The organism is Horticoccus luteus, assembly GCF_019464535.1.
Taxonomy (GTDB): domain Bacteria; phylum Verrucomicrobiota; class Verrucomicrobiia; order Opitutales; family Opitutaceae; genus Horticoccus; species Horticoccus luteus.
This window is the reverse complement of sequence record NZ_CP080507.1, coordinates 3,369,360-3,384,299: the sequence shown is the minus strand read 5'-3', so window position 1 is coordinate 3,384,299 and position 14,940 is coordinate 3,369,360. Positions and strand designations below refer to the sequence as shown.

The 14,940-nt window shown below is 66.2% G+C and carries 1 protein-coding gene (cut by both window edges); it reads left to right on the top strand.

All 14,940 nt of this window come from inside a single coding sequence — locus tag K0B96_RS13835, hypothetical protein (protein WP_220161473.1), on the top strand. Of the gene's 57,051 coding nucleotides, 27,161 precede the window and 14,950 follow it; the stretch shown corresponds to coding positions 27,162-42,101, spanning codon 9,054 (partial) through codon 14,034 (partial); the first codon wholly inside the window starts at position 2. The start codon and the stop codon both lie outside this window.

The window sequence follows — 14,940 nt, the reverse complement described above, 5'->3', positions numbered from 1 at the left end:
CTTCTCGGTCACCGACACCACCACCGGCACCGCCGTGACCAACCTCGCCGGTTTGTCTGGCGTGGCCATCAGCGCACCCGAGCCCGGCGCCGTGCGCATCATCAGCCTCACGGGGCTCACCATCAGCTCCGCCAACAAGTATTCCATCTCGATCGACGGCGACAAATACTCATGGACTCCGGCTTCGGGTGATTCTCTCGCCACTGCCGCGACCGGCCTCGGTGCCTCCATCAACACCGACCCGCAACATCGCTACACCGCCACCGCCCGTGCCGTTTCCGTCGCGACTGCGGCCTGGGCCGATGTCCTGGGCGGCCTCAACACGTTCATCCACACCCTCAATCCGACGATCACCGTGACCGTCGATGCGGCCAATAAGAAGCTCACGCTCCAAGGCGCGGTGAACACCGCGTTCGTCGTCAACGCCGTCGCCGCGACCCTGGCCGGCGCGATCACCGGACTTCCGACCGCGCCGACGCAACTCGCAGGCTTCAGTCGCGCCGAGGTGAACGTGATTCAATACGACGCGTCCCAACTCGCCGCCGGCTACACCTACACCGTTCAAGTCAACAGCACCACTTACCAAGTCAGCATTGGTTCCGGCGGGGTCACGGCAGACTGGGCTTCGGTCCTCGGCGCACTCAAGACCAAGATCGACGCCGGTAATGTCGTCACCGCGACGGTCGACGCGTCCAACCGCAAGCTCACGCTCACCGCCAAGGTGAACAACACCACGTTCACCAGCCTCGGCACCGCCTCCCAGATTTCCACCACGCCGGTCGAGAACGGCGTGACCGCCAACGGGTCCACGCCGACTCAAGCCGCAGGCCAGGTTGCGAAGCAGAAGACTCAGATCGATTTCGCCAACAAGTTCGGCACTGGCTACGAGTTCTACGTCGTCATCAACGGCTCCCACACCTACACGGCCACCGCCGCGGCCGGTGCGAATTGGGCGAGCATTCTCGCTTCGCTCAAAACGTCCATCGAAGCCGGCGAGGCGATCACCGTCACCGTCGACTCCGCTAATCGCCGCCTTGTCCTCGAGTCCGAGGCCGACAACACCCCGTTCACCGTCCTCGCGCGCACCGACGAAAGCTCCGGCGGCAGCGCGCTCGCGCTCCCCGGCGATTACGTCCTCGTGCTCCCGACCCGCACCCCGGGCGACTTCACGATGAGCGTGGCCGGCAGCCTCTCGGTCGTTAATCTCCCGACCAACGGTGGCGAGAACATCAGCCTCACGGCTGGCACGGACCTCATTGTCGTCTCGACCCTCAATGTCGGCAGCAGCGGCTCGGTCAGCCTCACCGCCGGCACGACCGGTGGCATCACCCTCGGCAGCACGATCACCGCCGGCACGTTGACCTTGCAGGCCGGCCAGGATCTCACCGTCAAGACCGCCGTCGGCTCGCTCTCCGTCACGATGACCTCGACGGGCAACCTCACCATCATCCAAACCGGCAACATCTCCATCGGCACCATCACGATGGCGGGCGGCAACCTCACCATTCTCGCCGACGGCAATATCAACATCGATCATATCGCCGGCACGACGGGCGACGTTTCGATCACCTCCACCAACGGCCTCGTCTCCATCAACCATCTCGACAGCGCCGCCGGCGTGACGCTCAACGCGCATACGACCGTCAACGCCACCCTCGAAGCCGATACGCTCAACGTCACCGCCGGTGGCGCGATCACGATCGCCGAAGCCGATGGCGTTGCCGTCACCGGCCTCGTCAGTTCCAGCAACGCCGCGGTCCACGTCACGTCCGGCGGAGCGATGACCGTCAGCGGTGCCGTCACCACCACGGGCAGCGCCGCCATTTATCTCCAGACGACCGCGGGCGCACTCTCACTGACGCAGCCTCTGACCAGCGCGAGCGGTGACATCAGCCTCCTCGGCGCCGCCGGTCTCAATCTCTCCGCCGCGGCCGCGATCACCACGACCGCCGGCGATGTGACGTTCAACGGCGGCACCGGCGCCCTCACGATGGCCGCCGGCACCAACGTCAAAGCGGGCAGCGGCCTCATCTCTCTCAGCGCCGCAGGCGACATCACGCTCGGCAAGCTCACCACCACCAACCCTGCGGACTTCGTCATCACCAGCACCGGCGGCGCGATTCTGGCTGCGAGCGATAGCGGCACCGAGATCACCGCGACCGGGGCGAAGCTTGTGCTCAGCGCGGATAACGGCATCGGTTCCGGCACCGCCGGCGCGATCAAGACCAACGTCGCTTCGCTCTCGCTCTATAATCATCATGGCGCCATCGCGCTGCGCGAGGCTGACGCACTCATCCTCGCACAAATCATTCAGGACGGTTCCGGCACCACCTCGATCGAGACGGCCAATGGCGCGATCACCATCGGCGGCACCGGCATCCACGCGAAGACCGGCAACATTTCCCTCTACGCCGGCGGCGCCGACTCCTTCATCGCCCTCAACTACGCGATCGTCACGACTGGCGGCGGCGTCAGCCTCACGACCGACAACGGCGACATCACGCTCTCCGACGGCATCGCGGTCGCCGGTGCGGGCGACATCACGCTCGTCGCTTCGCAAGGATCGATCATCAACAACGCCAGCGTCGTGGGCTGGCTGCGGTTGCCCGGCGGCAGCTTCAATCCGGAGACCGATTGGGTTCTCCGCCAAGGCGTGGCGACGGTCGATCTCAATACCGGTGAAATCCTCACCGCCAACATGACGCTGAGCGAAATCCTCGTTCACGGATTTGCCAACGGCACCGCCGTCCGCTCCGCCGATGGGCCGTATCTCAACACCACGCTCGGCACCATCACCTTGCGCGCCCGCGACAAGATCGGCGATTCCGTCGCCGGCTTTACCTACAGCCCGCTCGCTCTCGTCATCAACGCCGCGAAGGTCACGACCTCCAGCTCGAACCGCCTCCCCGTCTACGTCTTCGCCCTCGCCGGCATCATCGTGCAAAACGATTCCGGCGGCAGCGGCTCGAAGGGCGGCACGACCGGCGTCGTTTCCCTGACCGGCACCCAGACCATCGCGTCGCCAATCGATGCAGGTGGCGACAACGTCAGCCTCATCGCGGACAACGTTAACATCACCAGCACGGTGAGCAGCCCCGGCGGCGTCCTTACCTTGCACCCGCGTCAAAGCACGGCGCCCATCTACATCGGCGATTTCCTCAGCGCGATCGGCACCGCGTTCCACCTCGACAACACCGCGCTCGGGCTCCTGCAGAACGGATTCCAGCAAATCGAAATCGGCAGCGTCGACGGCGCCCATGTCGTCTACCTCGGTGACAAGGCGAATCCCACGGGCGTCATCACGTTTGACGACCCGCTCATCGTGCGCAACCCGATGGCCGGCGGCGAAGTGTTCATCTATAACAACCTCGTCGGCACCGACAACGCCTCGCTCTACATTTACGGTTCCGGCCACACCACGACGATCTCCGCCGACATCACGATGCCGGGGAACAACACGTTCAACGACTCCGTGATCATCTCCGGCCAAAACCGCACCGTCACCTCGCAAAACGGCGATGTGCAGTTCGGCGGCAACACCGGCATCTTCCTCGACGGCGACAGCTCGCCGGGCGACGACTCGCTCATCGTCAGCGCTCCGAATGGCAACGTGACGTTCAAGGGTCCCGTCGGCGGCACCGATCCGCTCGAAGGGCTCAAGGTCACCAACGCCAAAGACGTCTCCTTCGACGATACGCTCACGATGAACGGCGACGTCATCATCAACGCCAGCGGCACCGTTACCTTTAGCAAAGCGGTCACGATTTCGAACGGCAAACTCACCATCACCGGCGCCGCCCACGTCGTCTTTGAGAAGGGCCTCACCGTGAATGGCGGCGGCAATATTTCCATCGAGTCTGACGAGATCGACTTCCAAGGCGCCACCAACTCCGTCGTGGGCACCGGTTCGATCACGTTGATGCCCTACACCAGCAACCGTGCCATGGATATCGCCGATCCGCCCTTCGCCGACGGCTCCGGGTTCACGCTGTCCAACGCAGATGTTCGTGCCCTGAAGGGTGGCTTTACCGGCATCTACATCGGCCGCGCCACCTCCGGCCACGCGTCGGGCACGGGTGCCGTCCGCATCGGTGCCATCGGGCCATCCTCCGTCAGCTTCAAGGATCCGCTCTACGTTTACGGCGGCAGCATCGAGGTGTCCGATTTCACGGATTCCAACTATGTCTTCCAAGTCTCGAACAACCTCACGCTCGATGCCGTCAACAATATCACCGTCAACAACACGCTCAACGCCCGTCTGAGCACCGCCGGTTCGACTCTCTACAACGTCGTTCTCTACTCCGCCAACGGCCAGATCTCGCAACTCAACGACCCGGCGGCCGACGGCGTTTCGTCCGAGCCCATCAACGCGGCCGACCTCAACGTCTCGGCGCAGACCGGCATCAACCTCGGCTTCACCTCCGTCACGACCGTCACCGCCGTCAATCGCGGCAGCGGCAACCTCATCATCAACGAACTCGCCGCCGGCGCCGACCTCCAGGTGACGGGCGTCAGCCAGACTTCGGCCGCTGGCAGCGGCAACATTTCGATCACCACCGAGGCCGGCAACATCACCGTCCTCGGCTCCGGCACGGGCGTCACGACAGTCGGCACCGGCAACATCACGATCGGCGCGGCCGGCACGGCCAAGACCCTTGCCGTCAACCAAGTCGTCACTTCGACCACGGGCGGCATCACCCTCAGCTCGACCGGCACTCTCTCCAACACCGCCGTCATCAGCAGCACCAGCGGCGCGATCTCCGCCACCTCTTCCGCGGGCGGCATCATGCAAGGCGCCAACGTCACCACCGGCGCCAATACGATCACGTTCAACGCCGCCGCCGGCACCCTCGTCATGACGAGCGGCGTCATCACGCAGGCGACTAACTCGATCAGCTACACCGCCTCGTCCAACCTGCAGGTCAGCATCATCAACTCGCCGGCCACCGTCACGTTGACGTCCACCGCGGGTGCGATCTCTGACAATCTCACCGGCGAAGCGACCAACGTTCGCGGCAGCACGACCACGCTCGTCCTCAGCGCCGCGGCGGGCATCGGCAGCTCTGCGGACGATTTCAATACCCAGGTCGCCAGCGTCACCGCGACCAACACCACCAACGGCGGCATCTACCTGCTCGAAGCCGATGATCTCACGATCGCCGCGGGCGGCATCACCTCGGGCGGGGCCGCAGGCTCCGTCGTCGTGCGCACGATCGATGGCTCGCTCAACGTGTCCGGCGCGGTCGCCGTCACGGGTGCCGTCGGCAACGTCCTCCTGCAGTCGCAGCACGTCGCCGCCACCGCGGATATAACTCTCGGTGCGGCTATCTCCGCGACCACCGGCAGCGTCACCATCCTCGCTTCTGGCAATGTGAACCAGAACGCCGGCGGCACGATCACCTTGACCGGCACCGGCACGCTCGACGTCGAAGCCACCAACGGCTCGATCACGATGAATTCGACGACCGCCAGCCAGGTCCTCAGCCAGAACATCCGTTACAAGGCCAACGTTGACGTGATCCTCGGTGTTCTCGATGCCCGCGCGTCCAATCCGGCGCTCTCGACCCAGAACACTTGGGGCAGCATCAGCGTCCTCGCCGTCACCGGCCACATCAGCGACGCGAAGGCCGCGGGCGGCACGGCCGTCAACATTTACGGCAACGGCATTCGTCTTAACGCCGCCACCTATCTCGGCGTTGACGGTGCGACGCCGAATCCGATCGAAACCGAAGGCGCCACGCTCACCGCCCGTGCCGGTGCCGGTGCGATCAATCTTCTCGAAAGCTCCGACCTGGCGATCGACGACGTCGCCGTCTCCGTCAAACGCGTCGCGACCGATGGCACTGCGAGCGTCGTCGGTGGCACGACCGACGCCGCGCAGAGCGACCTCACGACCGCCGCGAGCAACGGCAACATCATCCTACGCACCATCGACGGCAGCATCACCGTCAACGACGGCACCTCGCCGGCCGGCGGCGTGGGCGTCAGTGCCAACGGCAGTGGCAACATCCGCCTCGAAGCGGGCAAGACCGGCGGCACCGCCCGGAATATTTCGCTCAACGCCACCGTGCAAAGCGGCACCGGCAGCATCAGCATCATCGCGGCGAACAACGTTAATCAAAACTTCGTCAGCGCCACGGTGAAGGGTGACGTCATCACCTCCGGCGCCGGCACGATCGATGTGCTTGCCACCGCCGGCGCCATCACGATGGCCGTCAACGGCTCGACCTTCACGCTCGCTCAAACCGTCAGTCAGAACATCCGCTATCAGGCCGGCACCAACGTCGTCCTCGCGCGCCTTGATGCTCGCGACGCGACAAACCGCGGCGACGGCCTCCTCACGAATCAAGCGAGTTGGGGCAACCTGAGCATCATCGCCGGCAGCGGTGCGATCACGGACGCGAAGGCGGCCGTCGCGACCGACATCATTCTCTTCGCCAATCAAGCCCGCCTCGTCGCGGGCTCCAGCATCGGCACCCTCGGCGCCGGCACGGCCAACGCCCTTGAAACCGAAGTCCTCACGCTCGCCGCGCAGGCCGCGACGGGCGGCATCAATCTCGTCGACAGCACCGCGCTTACGATCGACACGGTCGGCCAGGTGGCGGTCAACCGCGTCTCCGGCCTCGCCACCGCCGGCGCGACCGCCACGCAGCAAGATCTCGCGAGTCTCAGCGACGTTGTCACCACCGCCGGAAACGGCGCCATCGTCCTGCAAACCCTCGCGGGCTCACTGACGTTGAACGACGGCGATGCCGACCACGAATCCGTGAGTGCCAACGGCTCGGGCAACATCTACCTCGGCGTCGCCGGCAGTCTCTCCGTTCAAGCGCAAGTGCACAGCGGCACCGGCAGCATCAGCCTCAACGTCACGGGCTCGATCACGCAGGGTGGGGCGGTCAACACCGATGGCGATATCGCCACGACCGGCACCGGCACGATCGACGTGGTCGCAGGCTCCGCCGTCACGATGTTCGAAGGCAACGATGCCACCAGCGGCAGTGGCAACATCCGTTACACGAGCGGTGGTTCGCTGACTCTCTCGTCAATCTCGACCACGGGCAACGTCGCCCTCTTCGTCACCGGCTCGATCGTTGACCATGCCGATTCTTCCGCGGTCGACATCGCCGCTTCGGGCCTGCTCATCACCGCCACCGGCGACATCGGCTCCGCTGCGAATCCGATCGAGACGACCATCACCACGCTTTCCAGCCGCTCGGGCGGCACCGGCGGCACGTTCATCACCGAGACCAACGGCCTCGTGGTCGACTCCGTCACGGTCGCCGTCAACCGCATCGACGCGACCAGCGCCGTGGCCAGCACACCTTCCTTCACGCAGGCTGACGTTGAAGCCAGCGGCGGCGGTTCGATCGTCCTCATCGTGGGTGGCGCGCTGACGGTCAACGATGGCGACGGCGACAACGAAGGCATCAAGGTCACCGGCACCGGCAACATCCGTCTCGACGTCACCGGCAGTATTTCTCTCCAAGCTAGCGTCTCGACCGCCACGGGCCACCTCAGCTTGGTCGCGACTACGAGCATCACGCAGGGTGGGGCGGCCAATACGAAAGGCGACCTCGTCACCACCGGCGGCACCATCGACGTCCAGGCCGGCACCACGATCACGATGTTCGATGGCAACAGCGCCACGACGACCAACGCCAACATCCGCTACTTCTCCGGCGATGCCCTTTCGATCGGCGACATCAACGCCGGCACCGCCTCCGTCAGCCTGAAGGCGACCACCATCACCGACTCCGGCACCACCGATACGGACGTCACCGCCGCGAACCTCCGCCTCGAGACGACCGCTCTCGCCGGTGGCGTCGGCACAGGCGCGAGCCCGCTCCAGATTTCCGTTGGCACTCTCTCCGCGCTCGTCGGCACCGCCGGCCTCTTCCTCACCGAAGCCAACGACATCATCATCGCCACCGTCGCCGCCGTCGCCGTCAACCGCGTGAGCACCGATGGCACCACGCTGACCACCGTCGGCACGACCGACGCCGACCAGTCCGACCTCGTGAGCACCGGCGCGATCGTCCTTCGCACGCTCGACGGCGCCATCACGGTCAACGGCGGCACCGACACCAATGGCATCAGCGCCACGGGCAACATCCTCCTCCAGACCGGAGAACTCATCGAAGGCACGAGCGCCAGCCTCACCCTTAACGCCCTCGTCCTCAGCACCGCCGGCAACATCAGTCTCAACTCCACGGACGACGTCATACAGACGGCCAACGGCGATCTGCAGACCGCCGCTTCCGGCAGCACCATCGACGTTCTCGCCGCCGGACTCATCGATATGAGCGACGGCGCCACCGCGGTCACCAACAACGGCGCCATTCTCTACCGCGCGGCGACTGGCAACATCAACCTCGGCGAAGTAAACGCCGGCACGGCCAACGTCGCCCTCATCGCCATCCTTGGCTCGATTCTCGATGTCGCGGCCGACACCTCGGCCGTCGACGTCACCGCTAGCGGCTTGGTCGTCTTCGCCGGCTCCAACATCGGCACGGGCACTGACCACCTCGAAACAACCGTTGCGACTCTGACTACCAGCAGCGCGGGCACCGGCGGCACCTTCATCGACGAAACCGATGCGCTCGCGATCGGCAGCGTCAGCGTTTCCATCAACCGCGTCGACTCCACGGCGACCGCCCCGAGCACCACCGTCGCAAGCCAGTCCGATCTCACCGCCACAGCCGGCGGCGCCCTGGTCCTCGTTACCGGCGGCAACCTCACGCTGAACGACGGCGATTCCAACGCCCAGGCCATCAACGTCACGGGCGCAGGCAACGTGCTCCTCTCGGTCACCGGCAGCCTTTCGATCCAAAGCGCCATCACGCTCGCAACCGGCAACCTCAGCCTCGTCGCCACCGCTGACATCACGCAGGGCGGCGCTGCCAATACCGCCGGCGACATTTCCACGACCGGTGGCACGATCGACGTCAGCGCCGGCGGCAATATCGCGATGTTCGACGGCAACAGCGCCACCGCCGCCAACGCCAACATCCGTTACCTCGCGACTGGCACCATGACCGTCGGCAACCTCAATGCCGGCAACGCGTCCGTTTCCCTGAAGGCCGCGAATATCACCGACAGCGGCACGAGCGACATCGACGTCGTCGCCGCGAATCTCCGTCTCGAAACCACTTCGGTGGCCGGTGGCGTCGGCACGAACTCGGCGGCCTTGCAGACGACCATCACGACGCTGACCGCCGCGGTCGGGACCGGTGGCCTGTTCCTCAGCGAAACCGATAACCTCATCATCGACGCCGTCGCCGACGTCGCCGTCAATCGCGTCGCCTTGGACGGCGTTACGCTCTCCACGAACGCCACGACCGACGAGGCACAGGAAGACCTCGTCAGCACCGGCGCCATCGTCGTCTCGACTGTCAGCGGCACGCTCACCGTCAACGGCGGCATTGTCACGCCCGCCACCGGCATCAGCGCCGCGGGTAATCTCGTCCTCCGCACCGGCGAGACCGTCGAAGGCACCGCGAGCGACGCCAACCTTATCCTCAATGCGCTCGTGGTGAGCACCGGCGGCAATCTCGCGTTGAGCTCTGCGGACGACGTCGTGCAGAACGCCGGAGGCAATCTCCAGACTCAAGGCGCCGGCAAGACCATCGACGTCCTCGCTGCGGGGGCGATCACGATGGATCTGACCGCCACCGCCGCGACGAACAACGGCCACGTTCTCTTCGAAGCCACCACGGGGGCGATCACATTGGGCGCGATCACGGCAGGCACTGGCGCCGTCGGCTTGGTCGCCACCGCGGGCAGCATCCTCGATCTCGCCGATTCCGGCGCCGTCGATGTGACTGCCGCCAGCCTCTACCTCTTCGCCGGCGCCAATGTCGGCCAGTCGACCAACCCGATCGAAACCAGCGTCGACACCATCGCCGCTCAGGTCGCCGGCAGCGCGGGCCTGTTCATCGCGGAAACCGACGCCGTCGCCGTCAACACCGTCACCGTCGCTGTCAACCGCGTGGGCCTCGACGCCGTTACGCCGCCTTCCGCCAACACGCGCACGCTGTCCGATCTCACCGCGACCGGTGCCGGCAATCTCGTCCTCGTGGCCGGCGGCACGATCACGCTGTCCGACGGCGCGGACGCCGATGGCCGCAGCGTCGACGCTCAAGGAGCCGGCAACATCCTCGTCCAAGCGACCACCGGTAATATCACTGCCAACACAAACGCCGATATCCGCGCCGCCTCCGGCAACGTCACCGTGCTCGCCGCCGGCAGCCTCACGTTCGCTGCTGGCGCCGACGTCGTCTCCGCTGCGACTGGCTCGCTCGATCTCGAAGCGACCGCCGGGAGCATCACGCAGGATGACAACAGCCGCTTCTCCGTTGGCACCGGCACCGGCGGCATCCGCGTGTGGGCTGGTGTTAACGTCCTCCTCGGCGGCGTCACGACGGCTGGCACCGCCAGCATCACGGCGAACACCGGCTCCATCACCGACCAGGGCGATGTGGGTGGCGCCGATGTGTCCGCGACGTTCCTCCGCTTGAAAGCCGCCAACGCAATCGGCGCGCTTGGTGGCACGGTTAACCCCTTGGAAATCGCGGTCGGCACTCTCAGCGCCTCCGCGGGCGCCGGTGGCATCAGGCTTGCCGAGACCGATGCGATTACCGTCGGCACCGTTGGTGTGACCGTCCAGCGCGTCGCCGCCACCGCGCTCACCAGCGACCTCGTCGTTTCCGATCAGAGCGATCTCGTCACCTCCGCCGGCGGCAGCATCGTTCTCGTCGCGGCAGGCACGATCACCGTCACCGACGGCACGCCGACGAACACCTTCGGCGTCAGCGCCAACGGCGCCGGCAACGTCCTGCTCCAATCGACGGGCGCAGATGTCGTCTTCAGTTCCGATGTCGTTTCCGGCAGCGGCAACATCTCCCTCTACGCGGCCGGCAACATTGCCCAAAATTCTGGCGGCGACTTGCTGGTCAGCTCCGGCACCGGTGCGATCAGCGTCAAGGCCATCACGGGCACGATCACGATGGCGGCCGACACGACCGCCACCACCGCCGGCGGCAACATCGACTACCGCGCCAACGGCAATGTCACCGTCACCGGCCTCAACGCCGGCAGCGGCTTCGTCGAGCTCTTCTCGTCTTCGGCCTCGGTCCTCGATGCAGGTGAGCTCGCGAAAGACGTCGTCGCCGCTTCGCTTCGTGTCTCCGCGCTCAACGGCGGCTTCGGCACTTCCGCCAACGCGTTCGAAACCACGATCGGCACCTTCACCGCCGAAACCGGCGCGGGTGGCGCTTACCTCTTGGAAGATGATGCCCTCACCGTTTCCACCGTGGTCTTCGCCATCGCCGAAGTCCAAACCGACGGTAGCTCGGTGAACACATCGCCGGTCACCAAGAGCGACGTCACCAGCACCGGCACCGGTTCGATCGTGATCCGCACGACGGCCGGCACCATCACTTTGAACGACGGCGCCCTCGTCGCCGGCACCGCGATCTCCGCCGCCGGATCCGGCAACGTGCTCGTGCAGGCGCTCGGGGCCGCGACTGACGTGTTGGTCAACGCCGCGATCAAGTCCGCCTCCGGTAACATTTCGATCCTCGCCCAGCGCAACGTTACCTTCGCTGCGACCGGCAACGTCATCGTCCTCGCCGCCCCCGGCACCATCGATGTCGCCGCGCAAACCGGGACGATCGACCAAGCTTCGACGCTCACCGCGCAGACCGACGGCGCCAACATCTCTCTCTCCGCGGCGGTGGACGTAAAGCTCGGCGTCGTCGACGCCCGGAAGAACACCGATCGCGCCGGCTCCACCCTCACGAATCAAGCCACTTGGGGCAATGTCGCCGTCACCGCCACCGCCGGCTCGATCACGGATAACAAAGCCCGCGCCGCCTCGACCGTTAACGTTTACGCGGCCGGCGCCCGTCTCGCCGCGAAGACCAGCATCGGCCTCGTCGGCTCCGGCGTTGATAACGCCATCGAAACCGAACTCGCCACCGTCGCCGCGCAGACGACGACCGGTGGCGTGGGGTCCGCCATCAACCTCCTCGAATCGACCGCCCTCGCCGTCGACACCGTCGCTTCCTTCTCGACGAATCGCGTCGGCTCCGATGCCACCGTCTCGACCGCCGCCACCACGACCGCGACGCTCTCCGACCTGGTCACCGCCGGTAATGGCAGCATCATTCTGCAAACCCTCGCGGGCACGATCACGTTGAACGAAGGCTCGGGCGGCCTCGCCTCTGCCGCCATCAGCGCGAACGGCAGCGGCAATATTCTCATCGAAGCGAAGAGCACCTCGACTGATGTCCTCGTCAACGCGCAGGTCCTCTCGGGCAACGGCAATATCACCGTGCGCGGTGGCCGCGATGTCGTGTTCGCCGGCACCGGCAACGTCATCGTTGCTGCCACGCCTGGCACGATCGACGTCGAGGCCGTTACCCGCAGCATCAGCCAGGCCTCCACGCTCACCGCACAGACCGATGGCGCCAACATCACCTTCACCGCGGCCGTCGACGTTACCCTCGGCGTCCTCGATGCACGCCGCAACACCGACCGCGCCGGCTCGACTCTGATCAGCCAGGCCACCTGGGGCAGTGTTGGTGTCACCGCGACCGCCGGTTCCATCACCGACAACAAAGTGCGCGCCGCCACCGAGGTGAATATTTTCGGCCGCACCGCGCGCCTCCAGGCGAAGACCTCCATCGGCCTCGTCGGCTCCGGCGTGGACAACGCCATCGAGACCGAACTCGTCACCGTCGCCGCCCAGACGACGACGGGTGGGAGCGGGTCCGCCATCAATCTCCTCGAATCGACCGCGATCACCGTCGACACCGTCACGACGTTCTCGACCAACCGCGTGGCCGCTGACGCCACGACCGCCACCACGTTGACCACCACCACGACGCTGTCCGACTTGGTGACCGCCGGCAATGGCAGCATCGTCCTCCACACGCTCGCGGGCGACATCACGCTCTCCGATGGCACGGGCGGCATCGCCAACGTCGCGCTGAGCGCGAACGGCTCCGGCAACATTCTCGTGCAGGCGGGTGGGGCGGGCACTTCGATCACCGCTAACACCGACATCCTCAGCGGCACCGGTGACGTCACCGTGCTCGGCGCAGCCAACGTCACCTTCAACCCCACCGCTGATCTCAAGACGAGCGGCGGCGACGCGAACGTCGTGGCGGGCACCGGCGCGATCACCTTCGCGGACAATGCGCAAGTCGCGACCTCCAATGGCAACGTCCGGATGTTGGCTGCAACGAACATCACGCTCGGCGGCGTGCAAGCCGGCACCGGCTCCGTCACGTTGACCGCGAGCGCCGGGTCGATCTTCGACGCGGGCGACACCTATCAAGACATCAGCTCCAGCGCCGCCCGCCTCGTTGCCGGCACCGGCATCGGCACTTCCGCCAATCCTCTCGAAGTCGGCCTCGACACGCTCGCCGCCAGCGCCGGCAGCGCGGGCATCAGCCTCGTCGAAGACAACGCCCTCACCGTCACAAACGTCTCAATCACCGTTCGCAGCGTCGCGACCGACGCCTCCTCCGCCGCACTCGCCGCCGAAACCCTCTCCGACCTCACGACGACCGCGAACGGCTCCATCGCCCTCACGATCATCGCGGGCGACCTGACGCTGAACGACGGCTTCGCCAACAACACCGCCGTCAGCGCGAACGGCAGCGGCAACGTTTACTTCTCCGCCGCGAACGTCACCGCCAACGCCGACATCCTCAGCGGCAGCGGCGACATCACGCTCCTCGGCGCGACGAACCTCACCTTCAACGCGACCGCCGACATCAAGACGACCGGCGGCGACGTGAACTTGGTCGCCACCGCGGGTGCGATCCACTTCGCCGACAACGCGCAAATCGCGACCTCGGGCGGCAACGTCCGCCTCCTCGCCGCGACCGACATCACGCTCGGCGGCATCCAAGCCGGCACGGGTTCAGTCACGCTCACGGCGACGGCCGGTTCGATCCTCGACGGCGGCGACACCTATCAAGACATCAGTGCCAGCGCCGCGCGCCTGGTCGCCGGCACCGGCATCGGCACCGCGACGAACCCGCTCGAAGTCGGCCTCGACACCCTGGCCGCCAGCGCCGGCAGCGCCGGCATCAGCCTCGTCGAAGACAACGCGCTCACGATCACCAACGTGTCGGTCACGGTGCGCGCCGTCGCCGCCGACTTCACGTCCACCGCTCTGACCGCCGAAACCCTCTCCGACCTCACGACGACCGCGAACGGCTCCATCGCCCTGACGATCATCGCGGGCGACCTCACGCTGAACGACGGCTTCGTGGACAATACCGCCGTCAGCGCGAACGGCAGCGGCAACGTTTACTTCTCCGCCGCGAACCTCACCGCCAACGCGGACATCCTCAGCGGCAGCGGCGACATCACGCTGCTGGGCGCGACGAACCTCACCTTCAACGCGACCGCCGACATCAAGACGACCGGTGGCGACGTGAACCTCGTGGCCACCGCGGGCGCGATCCTCTTCGCCGACAACGCGCAAATCGCCACGTCGGGCGGCAACGTCCGCCTCCTCGCCGCGACCGACATCACGCTCGGCGGCATCCAAGCCGGCACGGGTTCCGTCACCCTGACCGCGACCGCCGGCTCGATCCTCGACGGCGGCGACACCTATCAAGACATCAGCGCCAGCGCCGCGCGCCTGGTTGCCGGCACCGGCATCGGCACGTCGACGAACCCGCTCGAAGTCGGCCTCGACACGCTGGCCGCCAGCGCCGGCAGCGCAGGCATCAGCCTCGTCGAAGACAACGCCCTCACGATCACCAACGTCAGCATCACGGTGCGCGCCGTCGCGGCCGACTTCACCTCCACCGCTCTGACCGCCGAAACCCTCTCCGACCTCACGACGACCGCGAACGGCTCCATCGCCCTGACGATCATCGCCGGCGACCTGACGCTGAACGACGGCGCCGCCAACAA